Here is a 23887-nt window from a genome sequence, read left to right on the forward strand (position 1 = left end):
GAGGAGTACTGCCCGTGATGTCCTGAGAAACCCACCGGAACTCACCGCAATTCATCGATCGCCGAACCGCCGCCCGCACCGCGGCGGCTTCCGCGTTTTCCTCCCGGCGCAGAAAGCCAGGACTTCCGGACGGTGACACCGTGAGTTGGAAAAGATATTACCCGCATCCGAACCAAGTACTGAGAGACTGCAACTCGTGACCCAAGAACGCGCGTTATTGCACGTCAGGGATTTCGAAGAAGAGGCTCGCCGGCGCCTTTCCCCGCCGGTGTGGGACTATCTGGCCGGAGGCAGCGGCGATGAATCCGCCGTCCATGCCAACCAGGCCGTACTCGACCGGCTGGGACTGCATCCTCGGGTCCTCACCGGTACCGCCGGGCCCGACCTCGGCACCACTTTGCTGGGACGCCCGCTGCGGGTGCCGCTCGGAGTGGCGCCGATGGCGCACCACCGGCTGTTCCACCCCGAGGGCGAGGTGGCCACCGCCCAGGGGGCGGGTTCCGCCGGCGCCCTGTTCATCGCCAGCATCTTCGCCAACCGGACACTGCAGGAGATGGCCGGCGCGGCGTCCGGACCGCTGTGGCTGCAGCTGTACTGGCTGCGCCGCCGCGACCAGTTGGAGAAGCTCGTCGCGAGCGCCGAGGAGGCCGGATTCGGCGCGCTGGTGCTCACGGTGGACGCCCCGGTGGTCGCCCGCAGACCGCGGGACCTGCGCAACGCGTTCTCGGTCCCCGCGGACGTACGTGCGGTCAACCTGGACTCCTCGGTCATGACCACCACCCATCGCGCCGTCGCCGGTACGTCGGCGCTCGCGGCACACTCCGCCGAGCAGTTCGACACCTCGGTGGGCTGGGCCGACCTGGCCTGGCTGCGCGGGCGCACCAAACTGCCGCTGCTCCTCAAGGGCGTACTGACCGCCCAGGACGCCCGGCTCGCGGTCGAGCACGGCATGGACGGCGTCGTCGTCTCCAACCACGGCGGCCGCCAACTGCCCGGCGCCGTCACGGCGGTGGCGGCGCTGCCCGAGATCGCCGCCGAAGTGCGCGGACGGTGCGCGGTGCTCGTGGACGGCGCCTTCCGCCACGGCTCCGATGTCCTCAAAGCGCTGGCGCTGGGCGCCGACACCGTCCTGATCGGACGGCCCGCGCTGTGGGGTCTCACCTGCGGCGGGTCCACCGGAGTGGCGGCGGTACTCGGCCTGCTGCGCGACGAACTGGCCGAGGCGATGCTGCTCTGCGGTCTGCCGGAACTCAACCTGGTCGACCGGACGCTGCTCCATCCGCACGACCGGCCGCCCGGCGGCCGTCCCGCCTAGGAACAGCGCCATCCGCCAGCGGACCAGTACTTTCACAACGGGGGAACACCGTGCACATCAGCAGTGACTCGACCGAACTTCTCGTCCAGCGCCGGGAGGCCATGGGCCTCACTCAGGAGGACCTGGCCCGGCGTACCGGGCTGAGCGTCCGCATGATCAGTGACCTGGAACGCGGGAGGACCCGCAAACCCCATCCCCGCTCCCTGCAACTCCTCACCACCGCACTGGAGTTAGATCCGAGCGACATGGCGCGGCTCGCCTCCGGGCGAGCCCCCGACGGGGACCCCGCGGCGGTGCCCGGGCCGCCCGGCAAGCCCGTCGCCCAGGTGGTGGTCCCGCAGCAGATACCCATGGCGGCCCGCCACTTCGCCGGCCGGGACCGCGAGCTGCGCTCGCTCACCGCGCTGCTCGAACACCAGGGCCGGCACGCCGGTCTCGCCGTGATCGACGGCCCGCTGGGGGTGGGCAAGACCGCCCTCGCCGTGCGCTGGGCCCATCAGCACGCCGACCGCTTTCCGGACGGCCAGCTCTATGTGAACCTGCGCGGCAGCACGCCCGCCCGGCTGGGGCCGGACGAGGCGATCGCGGACTTCCTCGACTCGCTCGGCGTGCAGCCGGACCAGGTGCCCGCCGGGCTGCCCGCGCGGTCGGCGCTGCTGCGGAGCCTGCTGGCCGGCAAGCGGATGCTGCTGGTGCTGGACGACGCGCAGTCCGCGGAACAGGTGTCGCCGCTGCTGCCGGGCGCCGCGGGGTGTCTGACGCTGGTGACCAGCCGCCGCAAGCTCGTCAGCCTGGTGGCTCATCACGGGGCGCACCCGGTCAGCCTCGATGTGCTCTCCTTCCAGGACGCCCGGGCCTCGCTGGAGGTGCTGCTCGGCCACAGCAGGGTGGTGGCCGAGGAGGAGGCGACGGCCGAGTTGATCAAAATCTGCCGCCGCTCCCCCCTCGCGCTGAGTACGGCCGGCGCGCACGCCGCCCTGCACCCGTCCATGCGGATCACCACCCTGGTCGCGCAACTGCCCGTCCAGCCAGGCCCGCACCTTCCCGGCGTGGAGCTCTTCTGACCCCCGCCCTCCGACCTCGAGCCACCGATCCCGCCGTCGCGCCCGGCCGTACGGTCAGACGGGGGTGAGCAGCGACCCGAACGCCGAGGCGAGCCAGGGCTTCCGTCCCCCGGCGACGATCCGGCCGCGCAGCACCTGACCCCACTGTCCGACCCGGCCGTAGCCCATCAGCACGAAGGCCGCCGGGTCGGCGGTGATCCGGCAGTCCGCGCGGGCGCCCGCCGGGGTCACCTCGGCCGTCCCGTCGTCCACCGCGAACCGGTATCCCGGGCCGCCGCGGAAGCGCAGCTCGTACGCGATGTGCATCCCGGCGGCCCGCTTCCGGTCGACGTACTCCGGGGCCATGGCGAGCACGCCCTCGACGATCAGCAGCGCGTCCCGGCGGTCCACCGGCCAGGGCGTCCGCCGGGCGCGGGCGATGTCCAGGCCGTGGACGACCTGTTCGCCGAGCAGGGTCGCCGCCATCACCGGCACGGTCATGTGCAGGCCGTTGGTGGTGAGGACGGGTTCGTCCGGGCGGCGGCGGCCGGCCGCCGCACCGAAGTCGGCGGCCGCCGACTCCAGCAGGTCCGCGAGCACCTTCGGGTCCCGCTCGGGGAACCCGGCGAGCAGATGGGTATTGGCGGCGGCGTTCAGCTCGCCCGGGGTCACTCCCGGCCCGGTGGGCAGGACGTCCAGCACGGTGCGGGCGTCCAGTTCGCCGCCGGCGAAGCCCGCGTAGTGCTGGAGCTCCACGACGAGATGGGCGGCGGTCTCACCGATGGTCCACGCCAGGCCCGGCACGGGCGCGCCGGGCTCCGGCACGGTCCGCAGCAGCGCGGCCGTGCGGGCCGCGGCCCGCCGCAGGTCTTCCGGGGTCGTGGTGAAGTCGGGGAACATCCGCGTCACCACACCCGCAGCCGGCGCAGCAGCGCCGCCTGCTCCGGATCGCCGTACGCGGTGACGTCCAGTTCCTCCCAGCTGCCGCGCTGGGTGATCCAGCGGACGAACGAGGTGGTGTCGCCGGCGACCCGCAGCGTCCGGCCGCCGGCCCCCAGCTTGATGGTGCGGCCGCCGGGCCCGTCGAGCACCAGGTCGGCCGAGCCCGAGAGCCCGGCGAGCAGCTCCCGGTTCTGCTGCGGCAGGGCCGCCTCGATCCAGTCGATCGCGGCCGTGAGCCGCAGCTCGTCGGAGGGTGGCGGCGTCCCGGTCAGCGGGCCGCGCGGAGCGAACAGGTCGGCGCGGATGTGGGTGTAGTGGTCGAAGGCGAAGGCGTTGGGCAGCAGCGCCGCCGGATGCGTCCCGAGGTCACCGAGGTCCAGCTGCCGGTCGACGGCCGCGAGGCGCTCCAGCGCCCCGATGGCCTGGGTGCTGACCGACGCGTAGTCCCGTACGACCTGGGCGGCCGACCAGGAGCGCCGGAACTCCACATGGACGTCCTGCGCCCGCTCGGTCGCGAGGCCCGCGGTGTCGGGCAGCGTCCCCGGAGCGACCACCGAGGTGAACAGTGCGCCCATGTGCGCCACGACATCCTGTACGGACCAGCCGGGGCAGCCGCTCTCCGTCTTCCAGTCCGCCTCGCACAGGCCCGCGCAGAGATCGAGAAGTGCGCTGCGGTCCGCCCATAATGCCTCTGTCGCTTGCGTCGGCACGTCGTCCTCCTGGTGGGATTCAGCGGGAGTCATGTGAAGTTCCGTCGCTGCTGGCTGAAGTGACGTGACCTCAATGATGGCTGTCAGGCACGGACTTCCGCGAGGATGCCGTCCCACAGCCGGACCCGGGCGTCGAGTGCCCCGTTGATGGCCTCCTCGCACTCCGCCCACTTGTCCTGGTCGTCGCCGCACAGGTCGGCGAGCATCTGCATGGCCATCGGGGTGTGTTCCTCGCCGTCCACCTCGATGTGCCGTTCCAGATAGTCGACAAAGGAACCGAGCCGGTTGCCCTGGTCGCGGTTGACGGCGACCACCTTGTCGAACATGTCCGGAATCAGATCCTCGCGGCCGAAGGCGAAGGCCGCCGCCTGGCAGTGCACCGGGGAGTTCTCGATGAACTCCCAGGTCTTCGTGGCGAATTCGATGGACGAGGCGGGCGCGCCCGCCTCCTTCAGGGACGGCAGCACCGGCTTGCCCTCGCGCAGCAGCGCCACCAGGGAGTCGATCGGCCCGGTGTCGGCGCCCGCCTCGGCCATGCCCTGCAGATAGAGCTCGAAGTGGCTGATGAAGCCCTCGCCGATCTCGTCGCTCTCCTCGACCAGCACGATGTCGTTGATGAGCCGCCGGCTCGCGGCCGGGCCGCTCGGGATCCACGGCACGGAGACGCAGGTCAGGTTCCGCTGCAGCGACTTCAGCAGGGACATGAAGTCCCAGACGGCGAAGACGTGGTGCTCCATGAACGTGACCACCGCGCCCAGGCTGTCCAGGCTGTGGTAGACGGGGTGGCCGACCACCCGGCTGCGGGCGCCTTCCACGGCCTGCTCAAGGCGGGCGATGCCGGGGTTGTCGATTTCCCAGTCGTAGCGTGACATCTGTTCCTCCAGAGTGGGACAACTCGTGAGACCGCCGGGACTCTTGGGTTCCCGGAGCATGTGGGCGCCGGGGATCCGGGCTCTTCCGGATCCACGGATTCAGCTGAACAGCGCGCCGGGCCAGGCGACGTCCGCACCGTGCGTGTACGCCTCGGCCGCCGAGCGCAGGAACCGGTCGGGGCCGCCCTCACCGCGCCGCACCGACTCGATCACCCGGCCGTCCGGCACGTCGCGGAGCGTGCGCTGCACTCCCCGCACCAGCACGGGGTGCGGGCTGCTCTCCACGAACCGCAGATGGCCGTCGTCCGCCGCGGCGCGCACCGCGGACTCGAAGCGCACCGTGCGGCGCAGGTTCCGGAACCAGTAGTCGGCATCCAGTTCGGTGCCGTCGATACGGCCCGCGGCCACCGACGAGTAGTAGGGGATCCGGCCGGGGCCGGGGGCCACGCCGGCGATGCCGGCGAGCAGCTCGTCGCGGATCTCATCGATCTGCGGCGAGTGGGAGGGGTAGTCGACCTTCACCATCCGGGCCCGGACGCCTTCCTCCGCGCACCGCTGGACCAGTTCCTCCAGGGCGGGCACATCGCCGGAGACGACCAGGTTGCCGGGGCCGTTCTCGGCGGCGAGCGCCAGCCGCGCCGAGTGCTCCGCCACGTACCGCTCGACCCACTCGTACGGCATCGGCACCGAGAGCATCCCGCCGCGCCCGGTCAGCTTCCGCAGGACGCGCCCGCGCATCACCACGATGCGTACGGCGTCCTGGAGGCTGAGGATCCCGGCGACGTGCGCGGCGGCGATCTCGCCCTGCGAGTGACCGATCACGGCCGTCGGGACGACACCGTACGACTCCCACTGCGCGGCCAGCGACACCATCATCGCGAACAGCGCGGGCTGCACCACGTCGACCCGTTCAAAACCCGGCGCGCCCTCCGCGCCCGCCATGGCGTCGAGGAGGTTCCAGTCGTTCCACCGGCCCAGTTCGGCGGCCACGGCGTCGAGCCGGTCGTGGAAGACCTCCGACCGCGCGTACAGCTCCGTCGCCATGCCCGGCCACTGGGAGCCCTGGCCGGGGAAGACGAAGGCCGTTCCGGCGCCGGTAACGGCCTGTCCGGTGACGAGGTGGTCGGCGGGCCGGCCGGCGGCCAGCGCGGACAGGCCGTCGAGCAGCCCGGCCTGGTCCTCCGCGAGCACCACGGCGCGGTGCGGCCCGGCGGGGCTGCCGGCCAGACCGCGCGCCGCCTGGGCCGGGGACACCCCCGGGTCGGCGGTGAGCTTCGCGACGAGCTCGCGGGCCAGTGCGCCGAGCGCGTCGGGCGACTGGGCGCCGAGCGGACAGGGAACGGTGCGGGTGGCGTGCAAGGGGTCCTCCCCCGGTCGTCTGCGGTTTCCAAGAGCTGACGTGACGTGATCCGGTCCGACGTGACCTGTTGCGGCCTGACGTGATCCGGTCCGACGTGACCTGCGGTGTCAGTGGCCCATGCCGAGTCCGCCGTCCACCGGCAGCAGGGCCCCCGTGATGTAGCCGGCGGCATCCGACGCGAGGAACGTGACGGCCGCCGCGACCTCCTCCGGCCGCCCGTAGCGGCCCGCCGGGATCTGGGCGAGCGCCTCCCGGCGGACCTTCTCCGGCAGGTCCGCGTTGATGTCGGTGGGGATGAAACCGGGCAGTACCACGTTGGCGGTGATCGCCCGGGAGCCCAGCTCGCGCGCGACGGCCCGTGCCAGCCCGCCCAGACCGGCCTTGCTCGCCGCGTAGTTGGCCTGCCCGGGAGCCCCGCGCACGGCGGCCACCGAGGAGATGAGCACGATCCGTCCCCAGCCGCCGCGCACCATGCCGCGCGCGGCCCGCCGGGCGACCCGGTAGGCGCCGGTGAGGTTGGTGTCCACGACCCGGGTGAACTGCTCCTCGCGCATCCGCAGCAGCAGGACGTCGTCGATGATCCCGGCGTTGGAGACCAGTACCTCGACCGGCCCGTGGGCGCGCTCGGCCGCGTCGAAGGCCGCGTCGATCTGCCCGGAGTCGGTCACATCGCACCGCACGGCCAACAGCTTTCCGTCCGGCGGCGGGGATTCGCGACAGGTCACCGCGACCCGGTCGCCCTGCGCCAGGAAGGCGTTGGCGACCGCCAGACCGATACCGCGATTGCCCCCGGTGACCAGGACCGACCGGCTCATCTGCTGTCTCCTCTCCGCTCGTCGTTCATGGCTGGGCGTAGGACGGGACCGGGCTCGGGACGGGACCGCGCGCAGGACGCGGCTAGGCGTAGGAAGGGACCGCGACCGGTGGCGGCGCGGGGGCCGCGGCCGGCTGGGCCGTCATGATGCGGGCGCGGCCTTCCCCGCCGCGGTCCAGCAGCCCGGCCAGCGCCCTCGGCGGGGATCCGGGCGGAGCGCCCGCGACCTCCCGCAACTGGACCAGGGCGGCGGTGAGTTCGGTGATCAGCGGCTCCAGTGCCGCCGCGACCGCACTCGCGTTGCTGCCGAGGATGTCGCTCCACAGTCCGGTCTCGCCCGCGGCGATCCTGGTCGCGTCCCGGATCCCCGCCCCGCACAGTTCGACCACTTCCTGCGGAGCCGCGCCCACCGCCGAGGCCAGTGCGCTCGCTACCACGTGCGGCGCGTGCGAGGTCGTCGCGACCGCCCGGTCGTGCTCGGCGCGGCCCATCACCACCAGCCGCGCCCCGCACGCCTCGACCAGCGCGAGGGCCGCGGACAGTGCGGCTGTCCCGGTGTGCCGGTCCGGGGTGAGCACCCAGGGCCGGCCCGTGAAGAGCCCGGCGCGCGCCGCGTACGGTCCCGGCCGCTCGCTCCCCGCCATGGGGTGGCCGCCGACGAAGGCGTCCAGCGCACAGCCCGCCGCCGTGGCGGCCCGGTGCACGGACTCCTTGGCGCTGGCCACGTCCGTGTAGCAGCGGGCCAGGCCGCGGGACTGCCACTCGCGCAGCACCGGAGCGACCGCGCCCGGCGGCACCGCGATCACCGCCAGGTCGGCGGGTTCCGGTGGTGCGCCCTCGTACCCCCGGCAGCGTTCCGCGGCCACCGTCTGGGTCACCGGGTCACGGTCGATGACATGCACCCGCACCCCGCACCCGTGCAGATCCATACCGATCGAGGTGCCGATCAGCCCGCCGCCCACCACCGCCACCGTTCGCATCGGCGGCTCAGCGTCCCGTGCCGGAACGCCAGACGACCGGGCAGAACGCGGGGTCGGAGTAGTCGGGTTCGCCCGCGGGCGTACGGCGGACGAGGACGTCGTGGTTGTACTCGACCGGTGAGCCGTCGGACAGCTGGAACGGCCGGTGCTGGTTGGCGCCGTCCTGCAGATGCAGCGAGATCGCCCGGCGCGGCCGGTCGCTGAGGTTGGGTCCGCTGCCGTGGTACGTCCGGCAGTGGTGGAAGCTCACATGGCCCTTGGGGATCTCCATCGGGACCTTGGTGACCTGGGTGCTGTTGTACGTGGCGTTCTCGGCCAGCATCCGGTCCAGTTCCGAGCGGTCGCGTTCGGCGAAGTGTCGGGTGGCACTGTCGACGACGGCGGCCTCGCGCCAGCGGTGGCTCCCGTCGATCATCGTGATGGTGCCCATCCCGGTTCCGCAGTCGTGGAACGGGATGAAGGCGGTGAGCATGCGCTCCGAAGTGCAGGTGGCCCAGTAGTGCTTGTCGAAGTGCCAGGGCACCAGGTTGGTGCGCTCGTCGGGCCGCGGCGGCTTGTAGATCATCGTGGCCTGGAAGACCCGGATCTCGTCGGCCTCGGCGAGCCGGGCCGCGACCGCCCCGAGCAGCGGCTTGCGCAGGATCGCCGCGATCCGGTCGTCCTCGTAGTGGATGTAGTCGTTGTGCCGCTGGACCGGCCCGTCCTCGGGGGTCCAGTACGCCAGCCTGGCCGGCCGGACCGGCAGCGTGCGGTCCCGGTGGCCCGCGTAGTACCGGTCGCTCGCCGAGGTCAGTACGTCGATCTCGTCGTCGGTGAACAGCTTGCGCGACAGATACCAGCCGCGCTCGGCGTACTGCCGTACTTCGTCGTCCGTCGGCAGCAGTGCCGCTTCCTTGTCGGTGAGCTTGAATTCCGTCTGTCCCGCGTCCATGAACTGCCTTCCCCGCTGTCCTGTTCTCCCGCTCGGATCCGCGGCGCTCAGACTGCCGCGGCGCTCGAACCGTCACGTTCCACGGCCTCGTAGAGCGCCCTGATGTTGCCGCTGCCGAAGCTGCGCGCCCCGCGCCGCTCGATGACCTCCATGAAGTAGGTGCGCCGCACGTGCATGGACTGGGTGAAGATCTGCAGGATCTCGCCCCAGTGGTCCCGGTCGATCAGGACGTTGGTGCGGCGCAGTTCCGCCGCGTCGACCGTGGTGGCCCCGACCCGTCCCGCGACGCCGTCGTAGTAGCCGTCCGGGGTGGCCAGGAAGCGGGCTCCGCGCTGCTGCAGCCGGTCCACGGCGGTGAAGATGTCCGGCGCCAGGAAGGCCAGGTGCTGCACTCCGGCGCCGCCGTGCCGGCCGATGAAGTCGTCGATCTGGCCGGGCCTGCGGGTGGTGTCGGGCTCCAGGATCGTGAAGGTGACGCCGCCCGAAGGGGACTGCACCACCTTGGAGTTCATCGCCTGCTCGCCCACCTCGATGTGCTCCTCGAAGACCTGGGCGAAGCCGAAGGCCTTCTCGTAGTGGGCGACCGTCCGGTCCAGCTCCCCGGCCGGCACGCACACCGCGACGTGGTCGATCAGCTCGAACAGCGACTCCCCGTCCTCCGGGTCCGGGGCCAGGGTCTGCATCCGGCCCGGCAGGAACGCGTCCGGGTCGCCGTGCCGTTCCACGAAGCGGTGGACGACATCGCCGAACCCTGCGACCTCGGCGACCACCACCCGGGCTCCGGCGTCCGCGTACACGGCCGGCTCCCGCACGGGGGCCGCGCCCTGCTCGACGGCGGCGTGGAACTCGGCCCTGGCGTCATCGGTGCCGAAGGCGATCACCGCCGCACCGTCGCCGTGCCGGCTGACGTATCCGGCCGCCTCGGCGGTCGCGGTGAGCGCCGAGGTGAGCACGAGGCGGACCCCGCCCTGGCGCAGCAGCAGCGAGCGGTGCCCGGTGAGGCCGGTCTCCGGGCCGCCCTCGGCGCACAGCCGGAAGCCGAAGGCACCGCAGAGATAGAAGGACGACTGCTGGGCGTCGCCCACGAAGAACTCGACGTGGTCAATACCTGCGATCATGGGTGTGGATCTCCCTTGGACGGAACGTTCCGGCAGGGCGCGTTCGCGCGTGCGTTCAGGCCGGATCCGGGTCGGTGCGACGCACGGTCGCGCGGAAGCGGCAGACCTCCGAGCCGCTGGTCATGCACTCGCTGCGGCTGTCCTCGACGGTGAGCCCCATGCCCTCGAACCAGCCGGCCCGCATCTCCAGGCAGGGGCACCGGTAGCTGTCGAAGGACCGGGCGGCCTTGAGCATCTTCAGCGCGAAGTGCTCGGTGACCACGGTCTCGAAGGTGTCGGGACCAACCGCGTGGTGCTGGTAGTTGGTCATGTCCTCGGGCCACATGACCCGGGGGATCTCCTTGAACCGGTCGACGAACTCGTCCATCGGCAGCTTCTCGAAGTCGACGTCGTGCCGGGCGGTGTACCAGCGGGCGACGCGGCGGGCCACGAAGAGCATCGCCTCCGCGTTGATCTCGTTGGCGGCCTCCTGCCCGTACCGCTTCATCACTCCCTGGTACCAGCGGGCGTCGTGCAGCCACCAGAACTTGTGCAGCGGCAGGTCGCCTGCCCGCTCAGCCATCGCTGCGCGTTCCGTCGGCGAGGCGCCGGCCCCGGGTGGTGGGGGTGCCGATGGCCAGCGAGATGTTGTGGCCGCCGAACCCGAAGGAGTTGGAGAGCGCCGCCCGCACCTCGGTCCGGTACGCCTTTCCGCGCACGTGGTTGAGCTCGCAGCCCCGGCCGACCTGGTCCAAATTGAACGTCGGCGGCAGCGTGCCGTGCGCGACGGCCAGCACGGTGGCGGCGGCCTCGAACGCCCCGGAGGCGCCCATCAGATGGCCGGTGACCGACTTGGTGGAGCTGACCGGCGGGGTCTCGTCGCCGAACACCGCCCGGATCGCCCGCGCCTCGGCGATGTCGCCGAGCCCGGTGCTGGTGGCGTGCGCGTTGACGTAACCGATGTCCTCGGGCCGCAGCCCGGCCCGCGCGACGGCCTTCCGCATGCAGGCCGCGGCGCCCGAGCCGTCCGGACGGGGCTTGGTCACGTGGTACCCGTCGGTGGTCGCGCCCCAGCCGATGACGTCGGCGTATCCGGCGGCGCCGCGGGCGTCCGCGTGCTCCGCCCGCTCCAGGATGAACATCGCGGCGCCCTCGCCGAGCACATAGCCGTTGCGGTCCTGGTCGAACGGCCGGCTCGCCTTCGTCGGGTCGTCGTAACCGTTCGCCAGCGAACGGGCGTTGACGAAGGCGGCCGCGACCGTGGGATGCAGCGGCGCGTCGGAGCCGCCGCACACCACCACGTCCGCCTCACCCTCGCGGATCAGCCGGAACGCCTCGGCGACGGCCTGGCCGCCGCCCGCACAGGCGGTGGACAGCAGCAGGCTGTAGCCGCGGATGCCGTACTTGATGGCGATCCGGGCGGCCGACATGTTGGGGATCATCCCCGGGCACAGATACGGGCTGACCGCGCTGCGGCCGCGCTCGCGGCGCGCCGCGGCCTGCTCCTCGTACGTCCGCAGCGGTCCGCCGGCGGTGGAGGTGATCACCGCGACCCGCTCCGGGTCCGCGTTCTCGCCGACCCGCAGCCCGGAGTCCGCCATCGCCTGCTCCGCCGCGGCGAGCGCGAGGATCAGGAAGCGGTCGACGCCCGGGTCGATCGGCGGCTTCAGCACCTCGGCCGGGTCGATGTCGGGTGCCTGTGAGACCACCTCGACCAGGGACTGCTCCCCCAGTTCCGGGGTGGGCCGGGAGAGCTGCGAGCGCCCCTCGCACAGGGCGTCGAAGGTGTCCACGAGGTCCCGCCCCAGGGAACTGACCACACCGATGCCGGTGACGACCACACCCGATTCCGACCGTACGCTCATACCGTCTCAACTCCCTGCTCGATCACGGGCATTGCCTTCGCCTGGCTGTAGCGCTCGCGCAGAATGACCTTGCGGACCTTGCCGGTCGGCCCGTGCGGGATGTCCTCGTCGTCGACCACCACGACGCTCCGTACGGTGGCCGCGACATGCTCGTCGAGCGCGGCCCGCACCTGCTCGTCCAGATCCCCTGGCGCCTTCGCGCCGGGGAGGATACTCACCAGCACCTCGGTGGTCACCGCACCGTCCGGGCCCGGCACCGCGATGACGGTGCAGTCGGACACCTCCGGGCAGCGGGCCAGGATCTGTTCCTCCGACTGCGCGGTGTGCAGATAGCGCCCGCCGGACAGCGCGACCGTGTCCACGACCCGGTCGACGTGGTAGTAGTAGCCGGCCTCGTCCCGGTAGACGAGGTCCCCGGTGAGGAAGTAGCCGGCCCTGCGGGTGCGGTAGGTGGTGGCCGAGTCGTTCCAGTACCCCGGCGACACGGTGGGGGCGTTCACGCCCAGCTCACCGATCCGGCCGGGCGGCAGCGGCTCGCCCAGCTCGTCGAGGACGGCCACCTCGGCGAACGCGTGCGGCTTGCCGATGCACCGGTTGTAGCGGTCGGTCTCGGCGGTGTGCGTGATGAAGAACATCGAGTGGCCCATCTCGCTGGAGCCCAGGCCGTCCATGAAGGTGGCGCCCTCCTTGCGGGCGATCCCGCCGCCGCGCTGGGCGACCAGCCGGTGGCCGACCGCGACCAGCTTCCTGATGTGCGCCTCGTGCGCGGCGTCCCCGGTGTTCCACCACATCTGCACGCTGTCCAGGTCGTACGCGCCCAGGTCCCGGTTGACCAGCTGCGGCCAGGTGGCCGCGAAACCGAAGACGCACGACGGCTTCCAGCGGTCCACCGCTTCCAGGACCTTCAGACCGTCCTGCTCCGACACGAGCATCAACTCGGTGCCGCTGCACAGCGCCAGCGTCACCGCGATCACCATCGCCGCGTGGTTGGCGGGCAGAGCGCTGAGCATCCGGTCGATGGTGCGCGGCTTGGGCAGCGAAAGCCGGTGCCGGGAGGCGGCGAACAGACTGGCGTGGGTGGCGATCACCGGCTTGGGCAGCCCGGTGGTCCCGGAGGAGTGGGTGATGACGGCGGCGTCGGTGGGGTGGAAGCGGTACTGGCCGGGAGCCAGGGCCGGGTCGCCGGTGCCGATCCCGGCGATGTCACCGAGCAGCAGGCCGGGGAACTCCCCGTCGCCGAGGCGTTCGCGGTGCGCGGCGTCGGTGAGCAGCGCGCGGGGCGCCACCTTCCCGATGTAGGCGCGGGCCGTGGTCCCGTCCATGTTCGCGTTGAGCAGCGCCGGGATGGCCCCGATCCTGGTCAGCGCGAGATAGGCGAGCACATGGTCGGCCGCGGTGGAGACGAACACCGCGACCGCGTCGCGTGGCTGCACCCCCCACGCGTGCAGCCACGCCGCGCGGGCGGCGACGGCACGCTCCAGGTCGGGCAGCGTCAGCCGCTGCCAGGCCGGGTGCCCGTCGACCTCGGAGTCGAAGGTCAGCGCCGACTCGGCGGACTCCCCGGCGCGGGCGACCAGGGTGCTGAGCACATTGCCGACGCCCAGCTCCTGGTCGGCCGCGAGTTGCGCTCGCAATTGTCGGACGGTCATGTGGCTTTCTCCCTGTGAGGGTCGAACAGGAGGGGCTGGACAGGGTGATAGGGGCTCTGCGGGGAGCGCCGGCGGGCCGTTCGTGACCGGGCCGGACCGGCGCGCTAGGCGGCCTGGAGGCGGCTCGCCGACTCCTCCGCGATCTGATCGATCGTCATCATCGCGAAGCGCTCGGACTCGTCCTCGTCGATCTGCACCCCGAAGCGGTCTTCCAACTGCATCACGAGGTCGGCCACGCCCAGGGAGTCGAGGTCGATGCCGGCGGGCCCCAGCGAGCTCGACCCGCTGACCGTCTCCGGGTCGTACTTCATCTTGATCAGGGCCGAGATGAGGAACTGGCGAATGTCGTCCTTCACTGGTGTACTGCCTCTCATGTCTGCGCGCCCGGCGATGGATCCGAACGCGGTCACTGTGGTGCTGGCCCCGGCCTGCGGGGACCGGCGGGACGCCGCCCGGCGACTGCTGCTACGGGTCGCGGACGAGCTGCTCGGGGCGCCGGCTGCGGCGCGCATCGAGCGCGACGGACTGGGCCGCCCGTATCTCACCCGGGCGGACGGGGCGGAACTTCAGGTGAGCATCAGCCACTGCGACGACGTCGTCGCCGTGGCCCTCACCCGGTCCGGACGGATCGGTGTGGATGTGGAGTCGGTACGAACGCTGCCAGCCCTACGGCTGGCCGGGCGCTACTTCGACCCTGCCGAGGCACAGTGGCTCGCGGACCGCCCCGCGGCCGGCCGCACCCCCGACTTCCTCCGCCTGTGGACGGCGAAGGAGGCGCTGGGCAAGGCACTCGGCGTGGGGCTGCGGGGCGGCGGACTGCGGCGGCGGGTGCCGCCGGAGCTGCTGGCGGACGCGGACGAGCTGGCGCCGCTGCCGGACGGTCCTGACCTGTCGCTCGCCCTGCCGCCCGCCCCGTACGGCCTGGTCGTGGCGGTGGCGGCGCAGGGATCCCCGGCCGGAGTGCCTCTGCGGCTCTACGGATCGGGCCACGCGGGGTGCCGGCCCTGGCCCGTTGGCGGCGGCTCATGACGGGGCCGCCGCGCCGAGCCGGGAGGCGTTGAGCGTCGCGGCGTTGCGGATCGGCTTGCCACTGCTGGTCCGCGGGAGCGCCGGTAGCACGTAGACGGCGCGAGGCCGCTTGTAACCTGCGAGTCGCTGTCTCAGATACGCCTCGATCCCGGCCGCACCGGTGCCTCCGCCGTCCAGTGCCACGAACGCCTGGATCGCACCGTCGTGGACGACCACGGCCTCGGTCACGCCGGGCGCACCGGCCAGTGTCTGTTCGACCTCGTTGAGGTCGACCTTGAGCCCGCCGACCGACACCTGGGAGTCGAGTCTGCCGAGGACGGTCACCCGTCCCGTGGACGTGTCGACCGTCCCGGCGTCCCGGGTGTGCAGCCAGCCGTCCGACCACCGGCTCGGGTCGGGGTCGCCGAGATAGGGCGACGCCGGCTGTCGCAGCATCAGTTCACCGTTCTCGACGCGGAGTTCATGACCGGGTGCGGGCAGCAGTGCCGGACGGTGCTCACCGAGGACGTCGACGGCCATCACTCCGGCCTCGGTCATCCCGTACATCGTGCCGATGCGTACCCCGTACCGCTGCGCGAAGGAGTTCCACAGCGCGTCGCCGACCAACTCGCCGCCGGTGATGACGCGTCGGAACAGCGGCAACGCGGGCGGGTCGGCGACCCGGGCGAGCAGGTCTACCTGGGAGGGCACCCCGATGAGCACGGTGGGTGCGGTCGCCTCGACGAGGGTGCGCAGGATGCCGTCCTTGCCGGTGTGCCGGGGTATGACCATCTCGGCGCCGGTGTGCAGGCTGTTGAGGAGGCCACCGACCAGGCCGAGCACGTTGGTCATCGACGCGAGCATCACCACCTGGTGGCCGGCGCCCGGGAAACCGTCGATCCGGGTGTAGCGCTCGACCTCGGCCACCAGGTCCGCGGCCGTGCGGCCGATGACCTTGGAGGGACCGGTGGAGCCCGAGCTGAACTGGATGAGCGCGTGCCCGGTCCCGGGCGCACGGCCGCCCTCCAGCGGCCTGATCACGCTGCGGGTGTCCTGGAAGCCGCGCATCATGCCGGTGGCCGGTTCGGCCGGCTCCACGATGAACTGCGGAGCCAGCCGCTCGACACAGGAATTCACTTCGAATTCGGTGAACCGGTGGTCCACCAGAATCGCCTGCGCACCGCATTTCCAGACGGCCAGCACATGGGCGATGTATTCAAGCGAAGGAGGCAGATGAACAGCGACGGAACCCCCGGTGTGCAGCCCGGAGTCCCGCAATTGCTGCTGCCGTTCCGACACCAGCTTCCGCAGCCGGCCACGATCGATGGATTCTCCGAGCCGGAGCACCGGCTCATCGGCCGGACCGGCGAGAAACAGCTCGTCAACGTCCACGCGGACTTCCCATTCACCTGACTGGACAGCCACCTGATGCGGTCGCCTCAGGACGCTTCAAGCTTCGCTCAAGCGGTTCCGGCAGTCCATGCGTTACAGCTGCGGTTGCCGGAGCAGTACCGGCAGAATTCCCCTCAGCCGACGGCGGAAATGCTGGTCGCCACCGAGTGGTGAACAGCCGCGGATTCCGACTCCGCGACGAATTCGGCGAATCGCCGAACGCCCTCGTCGACAAGCTCGGGTGGCACCGCGCTGCACGACAGCCGCAGCCTGCGCACACCGCCACCGCCGATGTAGAACGGGCTCATGGGCGTCCACAGCACCTGGTGCCGCCCCGCGGACCGCTCAAGGGCCCGCTCGTCCGCGTCGAAGGGCACGGACAGCACCACGAAGAAACCGCCCTCGGGCCGGTTCCAGTCGATGCCCCGTGCGGTGCGCTCCGGTTCGGGGAAGTGCCGGTCGAGCGCGTCGAGCAGCCGCGCCATGTTCTCCCGGTAGAAGGCGGCCGCGGCCAGCGACGCCGTCCGCATCCGGTACCCGTGCCGCACCAGGAGCCCGCCGATCACAGCCTGGCTGAGCGCCGGGGTGTTGACGGTCGTCATACTCTTGACCTTCGCGAGCTGGTCGGCGAGCAGCGTGCTCCCGCCGGGTCCCTCGACGCGCTGGTCGGCGACGACATAGCCGACCCTGGCCCCGGGGAACCCGGTCTTGGCCAGCGAGCCGAGGTAGATCACCCGGCGGTCGGTGTCCAGCGCCTTGAGGGTGGGCCGGGTGCTCTCCGCGTCGGCCCGGAACATCCCGTACGGATTGTCCTCCAGGACCAGCAGCCCCTCCTCCCCCGCCGCCGCCAGGAGTTCCCGGCGGGCCCGCACGGTCATGCAGACGCCGGACGGGTTGGCGAAGTCCGGCACGAGGTACAGGGCGCGCGGCCGCAGCCCCTGCGCGCGGGCCCGGCGGGCCGCGTCCACCACGTCGGCGGCGTCGATCCCGTGCTCGCCCTCCGGGACCGGGAAGAGCGGGATGTCGAGCAGCCGGGCCGCACCGCTGATGCCGACGTAGCAAGGCGAGGGCGCGAGCAGCACGTCGTCCGGCCCGGCGCACAGGGCCCGCAGCACCAGCAGCATCCCTTCCTGGGCTCCGACGGTCACCACGATCGCCTCGGGCGGGACGTCGATGCCCTCGTCCTCGGCGAGCGAGCGCGCGATCGGCTCCCGGATGATGCCCGCGGTGGGCCCGTACTGCATGAGCAGAGTGTTGATCTGCGGCTCGCTGAGTCCCCGGTCCCGTCGCAGATGGTCGGTATAGGCGGTGAGGCAGTCGGTGATGACGCCGGGGTCGAGCAGCGGGTCGTAGGGGCGGCCCGGCGCGAACGAGATGGCCTCGGGGTAGCGCGAGACCACCTCGTTGAGGAAGTTCATCGCGTCGAGCACCGGGTCGCGGAGCGAACCGTGCAGATCCTCGATCCGCAGCGCGGTGTCTCCGGCGGGAGTCGGCGAGGTCATACGCGCACCTCCGCGAGCCGCTCGGCCAGGAACGCGGCCGCCTCGTCCTGGGCGGTGGTGGCGGCATCCAACTCCCCCGGCATCGCGAAGAATCCATGGATCATGCCGTCGTACCGGCTCAGCGCCACCGGCACCCCGGCGGCGGCGAGGCATTCTGCGTACTGCTCGCCCTCGTCCCGCAGCGGGTCGTACTCCGCCGTGATCACCAGCGCGGGCGGCAGCCCGCCGAGGTCCCCGGCGCGCAGCGGTGACGCGTACGGGTCCGCACCGTGCGCCGGATCGGCCAGGTAGTGCCGCCAGTACCAGTCCACCGAACGGTGGTTGAAGAACACCGTGTCCTGGTTCTCGCGCCGCGACGCGGTGTCGGCGAGATGGTCGGTGTTGGGGTACACCAGCAACTGGGCGGCGATCGGCGGGCCTCCGTGGTCGCGCAGGTGCAGCGCCAGGGCGGCGGCGAGGTTGGCGCCCGCGCTGTCACCGCCCAGCGCGAGCCGCGAACCGTCGCCGCCGTGCGCGTCGGCGTGCCCGGTGATCCATTCGACGGCGGCCCGGCAGTCGTACAGCGCGGCGGGGAACTTGTGCTCCGGGGCGAGCCGGTAGCCCACCGTCACCACGACGCACCCTGCCGCGTTGGCGAGCCTGCGGCAGATCGCGTCACAGGTGTCGAGCGTGCCGAGGGTCCAGCCGCCGCCGAAGAAGTAGCAGAGCACGGGGAGCGGGCGGCCGTCGGACTCCGGCCGGTACACCCGGACGGGCAGCAGCCCGCCGGGCCCCGGGATCTCGGCGTCGAGGACGCTCCCGACGGGCTCCGGGACCCCGCCGGCGGACCGGGCGGCGGCCAGGTCGGCCGCACGCGCTTCGGCGAGATCCAGTGTGTACAGGGGCCGGGTCCCGGCGGCGACGAGGCGCGCGCGCAGGGTCTCCACTTGGGGATGGAGCGACACATGCCCTCCTGAAGGAGCGGACGAGACGGATGAGCGAGCGGACGGTGGTCCCGCGGAAAGCCGCTCTCCAGCACACCCGTTCACCACGGGTGGTGTCCACGCGTCCGGTCGGCGCTTTGGCAGCAGTTTCCGCCGCCGCCCGCAGCGCTGGGGACCGGGAACGCGGTGAAGTGACGTGACCAGTCCGTTTGTTCCTCGCACGCGAAGTGCTCCCGCCGGCTCCGCACGCCGGGGTACGGTGCGGTCGGGGGACGGGGGCGCGATGGCATCGACGCACTGGCTGACACCGCGGATCGCGGCGGCGCTGAGCCGCCCGCGGTTCCGGGCCCGCCGCCACGGCCGGCCTCCCAGCGCGCCGCTCGACGTCCCTGACGCCACCGACTCGCCGTCACACGACCCGGCCCCGCCGGAACCGGAACCGCACGACGCGATCCCTCCCGCCCCGGACCTCCTCGAGAGGGACGCTCGGCTGTTTCCCGCCGCGGAACCCTTCGGCGGTGCCGTCCGGGACGCGCTCGGCCCGGTGCTGTTCGACGACGGGGTCATCGAACTCCTCGCGCACTGCGGCACCGCCAGGAAGGTCCGCCCCACGGAGGACTGGCTGCGCGAGACCCGGTATCTGCTGACCGGGGCGCCCACCGGACCGCGTGCGCTCGCCGGGATGCTGGAGGCCGCGTGCACTGTGCCGGAGCACGACGCCGTCGGACCCCTGCTCACCGGAGTGGCCTGGGCGGCCTGCACATCGGGCGACCCCGTCGCGGTCCTGGCCCTCGGGACGGCGGTGCGCCGGCGGGAGCCGGCCGTCGCGCCGCCAGCCGCGCTGGGTGCGCGTAAAAGCCTGCGGTCCGGTGGGTGACGGGGGGGGCGCGCGGGACGGTGGGCGGTGCGACGCATCGGGTACGCCCGGGGGTGGCTCAGCCGCCGTGCCCCGCGTGCTCCGGTGCCGCCTGGATCGTTCCGCCGAGCGTCGCACGCAGGCCCTTCAGGGCCTCCTGGGACTGGGCCGTGACGATCCAGCGGGTCCCGACGAGGTAGATGCCGCCGTACGCCTGGGCCTCGGTCAGCCAGTCGCGCTGGCCGGTTTCCGCGGCGAAGGTGAGCATGCGGAACTCGCCCTGCCCGGTGCGGCACGAACCCTGTCGCAGTTCCGTCGCGACCACGCTGATTTCGGCCTTGCAGCCGAGAACAGCGGCGATCTGCTGTATCGAAGCGGGGCCGGCGACCGCCGGTACGGTGGTGGGAACTGCTGCCGCCGTGCTTTTCGTGTGCGCATTCCCGGCGCAGCCGCTCAGCAGGACCACACACAGCGCCGCGACGACACGTCCCAGTCGCAAATTCGGCACATCAACCCCATTGATTCGGTCGGAATTACGGAATTCCGTCGTTCCGCGACTCTGCTTCTTCTCCCCGTGCGGGGCGGGTGCCCGCACGGGGAGGCCGGGGCCCGGTGGCCGGGCCCGGTCCTCCCCGTGCGGATGGGCGCCGGGGAGGACGGTGCTAGGAACCCGCGCCGGCCTTCTTGCCACCCTGGGTGACCGCGAACCACAGACCCATCTTGCCCTGGCCGTTGATGTCACCGGGCTTCTCGTCCCCGGTGAACCAGTAGACGGGCCAGCAGTCGATGGCGAGCTGCTTCGTTCCGTCGGGCCGGGTGACGGTGCCGACCAGCTTGGACGCCACTCCGCGCACCTTGGTCTTGTCGACGGGCTTGGCGGGCTTCCAGGTGTTCAGGCAGGCGTCGAGGCAGGCGAACTTCATCGGCCAGGCGCTGTCCTTGTTGAAGCGGTAGAGCGTCCGCATCTTGCCGTCGACGATGATCTTGCCCAGTTCGTCGTTGTCGGTGACCGACAGCTGCACGTCGCTGACCTGGCTCTGGGTCTGGCTGGGGCCGGGGGCGGGGGCAGCGGCCTGCTGTCCGGCCTTCTTGCCGTCGGGCGCCAGCGCGTTCCACGTACCGCCGACCCCGTGGCCCTTGGTGTCGCCGGCCTGGGTGTCCATGGCGTAGCGGTACACCGGCCAGCCCGCGAGGGTCAGTTGGCGGCTGCCGTCGGTCCTGATGACCTCACCCAGCAGCTCGGGCTTGATGCCCGCGGAGGCGGTGGCGTCGTCCGCCGGCACGGCGGGCCAGGTGATGGCGCAGGCGCCGTCACAGTTGGACTTGGGCGGCTGGGCGGTGTCCTTGTCGAACCGGTAGAGGGTGAACCCCTTGCTGTCGGTGACGATCGGCCCCAGCTTCCCGTCGCTGCGCACCGCCAGCTCCTTGGCCGGCTCGCCCTTCTTCGCGCCCGCCTGGGCGTCGGTGCCGTATCCGCCCGTACTGCTGGCACCGTAATCCGAGCCGTATCCGGTCCCGATGTCCTTGCTGTCTCCAGCGGGCTGGACATTGGTTCCCTGGGCGTTGTTGCCCTTTTCGCTGCTGCCGCATCCTGCCGTCAGCAGAAGTACCACGGTGGCCGCTCCAGCGAATGCCGCTCGACGCCTGTTTACCATGACTGCTCCTTCGCATTCGGTCCGGCGGCTTCGCTCGCCGTTGCTCATGGATACGGGGAGACCCTGGTGGGTGTTCAGCCGAATCAAAACTTGTCACATCAGAGCAAGAACCGAGAGATTCAACGCTGCGTAGACGCAGGGCATTTGCCCACGTGACGACGGGAATTGCCGTCGTGGGGCGGGCGGTCGAGCCCGCCCGCCGGACGGGTCTAGGGCGTGTGGCGAAAGTCCCGCCTGGCCCACGACGCCTGGCACGCGCCCTAGTCCTGGATGCGCAGCGCGAGGGCGGGGCAGCGGCGTATCGCGCGCAGCGCCTTCGGGCGCAGCCGCCCGGGCAGTTCCATCGACGCCTTCTCCGGATAGCCGTCGGCGCCGAGCTGGATGATCTCGGGGAGAACGTCCATGCAGAGCCCGTGCCCCTGGCAGCGCGTCCAGTCCACGAGCAGCCGCTCGGTGCTCTCTTCTGCGGCCGGCGCCGCGGCGGTCTCGTCGGCGCGCAGCGGGAGGGTCCCCAGGACCGGCCGGCCGCAGCCGCTGCCGAGCGCGTGGTCGTAGAACTCGTCCGGGAACGTGGCGAGCGCCGACTCCACGAAGTTCGACGTCCCGTCGGGGTGGCTGCAGGCGCCGCGGCGCCTGACCGATTGCATACGGGCCTGGACGGCGTCGAGCGCGGCCTGGCCGCCTCCGCGGACGGCCAGTTCGAGGGTGTCGGCGAGCGCCGGCAGCCCCAGCACGCAGGGCCCGCACTGACCTGCGGATTCCCCGGCCATCCAACGGGTGACCCGCAACACCTCACCGGCCGGGCAGGTGTCGTCGGGCAGCGGCAGCACCGCTCCGGCTCCGAGCACCGCGCCGAACGAGACCAGGGATTCGCGGGATATCTCCGCCGCCTTCGCGGAGTACGGGTCCAGCCACTTGCCGTGATAGCCGCCGACCAGCACACCCTGACCGGGGCCGAGCCCGCACAGTTCCAGGATGTACGACAGCGGGACACCGGTCGGTGTCTCCATCACCGTGGCCCCGGCGACGGTCAGCAGCAGCGTGCCCGGCTCCGTCGGCAGGCCCACCGAGCGGTAGCCCAGTGCGCCGACCCGTGCCGCGAGGGCGAGCTGGGCGTATGTCTCGGTGTTGGACAGCAGGGTGGGCAGACCGCCCAGGCCCCGGTCGCTCGTCCGGATGGAGCGCCCCGAGGGCAGCGCGGGACCGCCGCTCAGCCCGCTGACGTGAGCGGAACTCTCGCCCGTCACGAAACGCTCGGGGAGCAGCGTCACCCGGAGCTTGAGGCCGACCGGGCCGCGTTCGTAGATGGCGTCCCGAACGGACTGCTCGACGTCGGTCCTGGTCACCCCGACGACGACCTCCTCGGCGTTCAGCGCCGCGGCGGCCAGCAGTGCTCCGTCGATCACCAGATGCGGGGAGTGCAGCAGCAGCGCCGTGTCCTTGAGGCAGCTGGGCTCGCCCTCGCTGCCGTTGACGACGACGGCCGTACGGCCGTCCCGGCTCTCGGCCGCCCGGGTCACCGACTTCAGTTTCCGGGCGAACGGGAAGCCCGCTCCCCCGCGGCCGCGCAGGTCGATGTCCTCGGCGAGCGCCAGCAGTTCCTCCGGCCGCAGCCGGGGCAGCGAGCCGTGCACGGCCAGATGGGTGACACGGTCCAGCCGCGGCACCTCGTCCAGTCCGGCGAGCACCCGGGGCGGTCCGACACAACCGATGGCCGGGCGGGGGCCGTTCACGGCCGCCATCCAGCAGTGCTGTCGACCCGCCCGCCGGAGCGGTCCATGGTGCCCGTGTCCTGGCGGGGCACGTAGAGAGCGGCCCTCGGTGGGCGGTCCGGCTCACGCGGTGGGACGACCCGGTAGGCGGCGGCCGTCACGGCCTGCGCTCCGGCGGCCGTTCGCTTCTGCCGGGTCCTGAGCCGCACGGTGAGGACCACGACGATGCCGAGCAGGCACAGGATGTAGGACACCGTCACCCAGGTGCTCGCGGGCCGGCCGGCTTTCAGACCGTGCAGCAGCGACGCGCCCCAGGCCGGATAGGCGCCCATGTGCAGGGCCCGCCACCAGCGCGAGCGCGTGCCGGAGGCGAACGCGCTGCGTACCGCGCCGGTCACCGCCACGGTCAGGAACAGATACCCGGCGAGGGTGCCGAGCCCGATCAGCAGGGGCTGGCGGCCGTCGGTGAAGGGCACGGCCGCGGCACCCGCGCTGGTCTCCTGTCGTTGCACCTTCACCCAGATGTGCAGGGCGAGGAAACCGAGTCCGCTGCTCGCCAGACCCCGGTGCACCCCCTGGGCGAGGAGCCGGTGACTGGAGTGCAGCAGCAGCCGGTCGGTGGATGCCAGACCCCACAGCACGGTGGCGGTGAGCGACACCAGCGAGAGCACTCCCGCTCCGAAGTCCAGGAAGTCCAGCGGCCTGCTGAACGCGCCCGCGTTGCCCGCGACGGCCAACGCGATGAGGATCGCCAGGACGAGCGTGACGATGGTGACCGGGCGCCGGCTGCCGGCTCCGGACAGCAAAGGAGGCCGGCGGACGGCTCGCCGTCCGCCGGCGGCCGCTCCGGCACTCATTCTCCTTCGGTGCGACCGCCCCGACTGGCGCGGTCCGTGCGAGCGGGGGAACTGCATGGGGGACAAGGGCATAGGGAAAGCCTCCCGAGCGGGGGGTACCGAGCACTGCAAGTCGCACCCGGAGCCCAGGGGGTTGATATCGGCGCTGCCTGGCGGCAGCTGGTGGGACCCGGGGCAGCACAGGCCCGCACGGGGATATGAGGAGCCGGAACCCGCCGCAACACAACGGCGGTCGGACCGGCTCCGGTGCGGATTCTCGGAGGGATCGCCTCCACAGCCGACGAGCAGTGACCCGGGGTGCAGCAGCATCGCTCAACTTCCCAGCATCTCCACAAGATTTATCGCATCGTGACAAGTTCCTGCTTCCCCGTCGTCGTCACGGTGTGCAACTGCGGAAGATGCTC

At 71.9% G+C, this 23887-nt stretch carries 23 protein-coding genes; 4 read left to right on the top strand and 19 right to left on the bottom strand.

Annotated features, from left to right (window positions below):
• The first annotated feature begins 196 nt into the window (after positions 1-196).
• Complete coding sequence (locus C8250_RS07265; protein ID WP_198358278.1) at positions 197-1315, top strand: alpha-hydroxy acid oxidase; 1119 nt, start codon at positions 197-199, stop codon at positions 1313-1315.
• A gap of 50 nt (positions 1316-1365) precedes the next feature.
• Entirely contained in the window at positions 1366-2379 is a 1014-nt protein-coding gene (locus C8250_RS07270) for a helix-turn-helix domain-containing protein (RefSeq protein ID WP_138356988.1), read from the top strand.
• A 54-nt stretch (positions 2380-2433) separates the two neighbouring features.
• Here the strand turns inward: C8250_RS07270 and C8250_RS42930 are convergent, their stop codons facing one another.
• The 12 genes from C8250_RS42930 to C8250_RS07330 all read right to left on the bottom strand — a co-directional run bounded on the left by C8250_RS42930 (position 2434) and on the right by C8250_RS07330 (position 13934).
• Complete coding sequence (locus C8250_RS42930) at positions 2434-3258, bottom strand: maleylpyruvate isomerase N-terminal domain-containing protein (protein WP_198358279.1); 825 nt, start codon at positions 3256-3258, stop codon at positions 2434-2436.
• A 5-nt stretch (positions 3259-3263) separates the two neighbouring features.
• Positions 3264-4043, bottom strand: a complete 780-nt coding sequence (locus C8250_RS07280) for a maleylpyruvate isomerase family mycothiol-dependent enzyme (RefSeq protein ID WP_138356987.1) — start codon at positions 4041-4043, stop codon at positions 3264-3266.
• A 50-nt stretch (positions 4044-4093) separates the two neighbouring features.
• Positions 4094-4882 carry a DUF3050 domain-containing protein gene (locus C8250_RS07285; protein ID WP_138356986.1) on the bottom strand — a complete coding sequence of 263 codons (789 nt, stop codon included), beginning with the start codon at positions 4880-4882 and terminating at the stop codon, positions 4094-4096.
• Between the two features lie 99 nt (positions 4883-4981).
• Positions 4982-6241 carry an acyltransferase domain-containing protein gene (locus C8250_RS07290; protein WP_138356985.1) on the bottom strand — a complete coding sequence of 420 codons (1260 nt, stop codon included), beginning with the start codon at positions 6239-6241 and terminating at the stop codon, positions 4982-4984.
• Positions 6242-6349: 108 nt separating this feature from the next.
• A complete protein-coding gene (gene fabG / locus C8250_RS07295; protein ID WP_138356984.1) occupies positions 6350-7057 on the bottom strand; it encodes a 3-oxoacyl-ACP reductase FabG in 708 nt (235 codons plus the stop codon).
• Between the two features lie 82 nt (positions 7058-7139).
• Positions 7140-8036 (bottom strand): prephenate dehydrogenase, encoded by an 897-nt coding sequence (locus tag C8250_RS07300; protein ID WP_138356983.1) that lies wholly within the window; start codon positions 8034-8036, stop codon positions 7140-7142.
• 7 nt (positions 8037-8043) lie between these two features.
• Positions 8044-8967 carry a phytanoyl-CoA dioxygenase family protein gene (locus C8250_RS07305; RefSeq protein ID WP_138356982.1) on the bottom strand — a complete coding sequence of 308 codons (924 nt, stop codon included), beginning with the start codon at positions 8965-8967 and terminating at the stop codon, positions 8044-8046.
• A 47-nt stretch (positions 8968-9014) separates the two neighbouring features.
• Entirely contained in the window at positions 9015-10085 is a 1071-nt protein-coding gene (gene hppD, locus C8250_RS07310; protein WP_138356981.1) for a 4-hydroxyphenylpyruvate dioxygenase, read from the bottom strand.
• Positions 10086-10140: 55 nt separating this feature from the next.
• A complete protein-coding gene (locus C8250_RS07315; RefSeq protein ID WP_138356980.1) occupies positions 10141-10647 on the bottom strand; it encodes an L-2-amino-thiazoline-4-carboxylic acid hydrolase in 507 nt (168 codons plus the stop codon).
• Positions 10640-11929 carry a beta-ketoacyl-[acyl-carrier-protein] synthase family protein gene (locus C8250_RS07320; RefSeq protein ID WP_138356979.1) on the bottom strand — a complete coding sequence of 430 codons (1290 nt, stop codon included), beginning with the start codon at positions 11927-11929 and terminating at the stop codon, positions 10640-10642. Before C8250_RS07320 ends, C8250_RS07315 begins: the two co-directional genes overlap by 8 nt.
• The gene (locus tag C8250_RS07325; RefSeq protein ID WP_138356978.1) at positions 11926-13578 is read right to left on the bottom strand and encodes a class I adenylate-forming enzyme family protein; all 1653 of its coding nucleotides are present in this window, start codon (positions 13576-13578) and stop codon (positions 11926-11928) included. Before C8250_RS07325 ends, C8250_RS07320 begins: the two co-directional genes overlap by 4 nt.
• A 104-nt stretch (positions 13579-13682) precedes the next feature.
• Complete coding sequence (locus C8250_RS07330) at positions 13683-13934, bottom strand: phosphopantetheine-binding protein (protein ID WP_164296322.1); 252 nt, start codon at positions 13932-13934, stop codon at positions 13683-13685.
• Positions 13935-13950: 16 nt separating this feature from the next.
• Here C8250_RS07330 and C8250_RS07335 point away from each other — a divergent pair, with 16 nt between their 5' ends.
• Positions 13951-14607 (top strand): 4'-phosphopantetheinyl transferase superfamily protein, encoded by a 657-nt coding sequence (locus tag C8250_RS07335; protein WP_198358281.1) that lies wholly within the window; start codon positions 13951-13953, stop codon positions 14605-14607.
• On the opposite strand, the gene C8250_RS07340 is transcribed toward C8250_RS07335, so the two are convergent.
• From C8250_RS07340 to C8250_RS42935, 3 genes are all read right to left on the bottom strand, one after another.
• Positions 14602-16011 (bottom strand): class I adenylate-forming enzyme family protein, encoded by a 1410-nt coding sequence (locus C8250_RS07340; protein ID WP_198358282.1) that lies wholly within the window; start codon positions 16009-16011, stop codon positions 14602-14604. The genes C8250_RS07335 and C8250_RS07340 overlap by 6 nt on opposite strands.
• A 101-nt stretch (positions 16012-16112) precedes the next feature.
• On the bottom strand, positions 16113-17480 hold the full coding sequence (locus tag C8250_RS07345; RefSeq protein ID WP_138356976.1) for a PLP-dependent aminotransferase family protein: 1368 nt from the start codon (positions 17478-17480) through the stop codon (positions 16113-16115).
• Complete coding sequence (locus C8250_RS42935; RefSeq protein WP_198358284.1) at positions 17477-18424, bottom strand: alpha/beta hydrolase; 948 nt, start codon at positions 18422-18424, stop codon at positions 17477-17479. Before C8250_RS42935 ends, C8250_RS07345 begins: the two co-directional genes overlap by 4 nt.
• Before the next feature lie 262 nt (positions 18425-18686).
• Here C8250_RS42935 and C8250_RS42940 point away from each other — a divergent pair, with 262 nt between their 5' ends.
• Positions 18687-19280, top strand: a complete 594-nt coding sequence (locus tag C8250_RS42940) for a hypothetical protein (protein ID WP_203218426.1) — start codon at positions 18687-18689, stop codon at positions 19278-19280.
• Positions 19281-19338: 58 nt separating this feature from the next.
• Here the strand turns inward: C8250_RS42940 and C8250_RS07360 are convergent, their stop codons facing one another.
• From C8250_RS07360 to C8250_RS07375, 4 genes are all read right to left on the bottom strand, one after another.
• The gene (locus tag C8250_RS07360; RefSeq protein ID WP_138356973.1) at positions 19339-19758 is read right to left on the bottom strand and encodes a hypothetical protein; all 420 of its coding nucleotides are present in this window, start codon (positions 19756-19758) and stop codon (positions 19339-19341) included.
• Between the two features lie 163 nt (positions 19759-19921).
• Positions 19922-20962, bottom strand: coding sequence for an SCO0930 family lipoprotein (locus tag C8250_RS07365; RefSeq protein ID WP_306665018.1), 1041 nt, complete (start codon positions 20960-20962; stop codon positions 19922-19924).
• Between the two features lie 212 nt (positions 20963-21174).
• Positions 21175-22647, bottom strand: coding sequence for an NADH-quinone oxidoreductase subunit NuoF family protein (locus C8250_RS07370; protein ID WP_244809009.1), 1473 nt, complete (start codon positions 22645-22647; stop codon positions 21175-21177).
• Positions 22644-23483, bottom strand: coding sequence for a hypothetical protein (locus C8250_RS07375; protein WP_187144766.1), 840 nt, complete (start codon positions 23481-23483; stop codon positions 22644-22646). The genes C8250_RS07370 and C8250_RS07375 overlap by 4 nt, the downstream gene beginning before the upstream one ends.
• Between the last annotated feature and the right edge of the window lie 404 nt (positions 23484-23887).

Origin of the sequence: Streptomyces sp. So13.3 (assembly GCF_005860785.2) — a bacterium.
GTDB lineage: Bacteria > Actinomycetota > Actinomycetes > Streptomycetales > Streptomycetaceae > Actinacidiphila > Actinacidiphila fildesensis.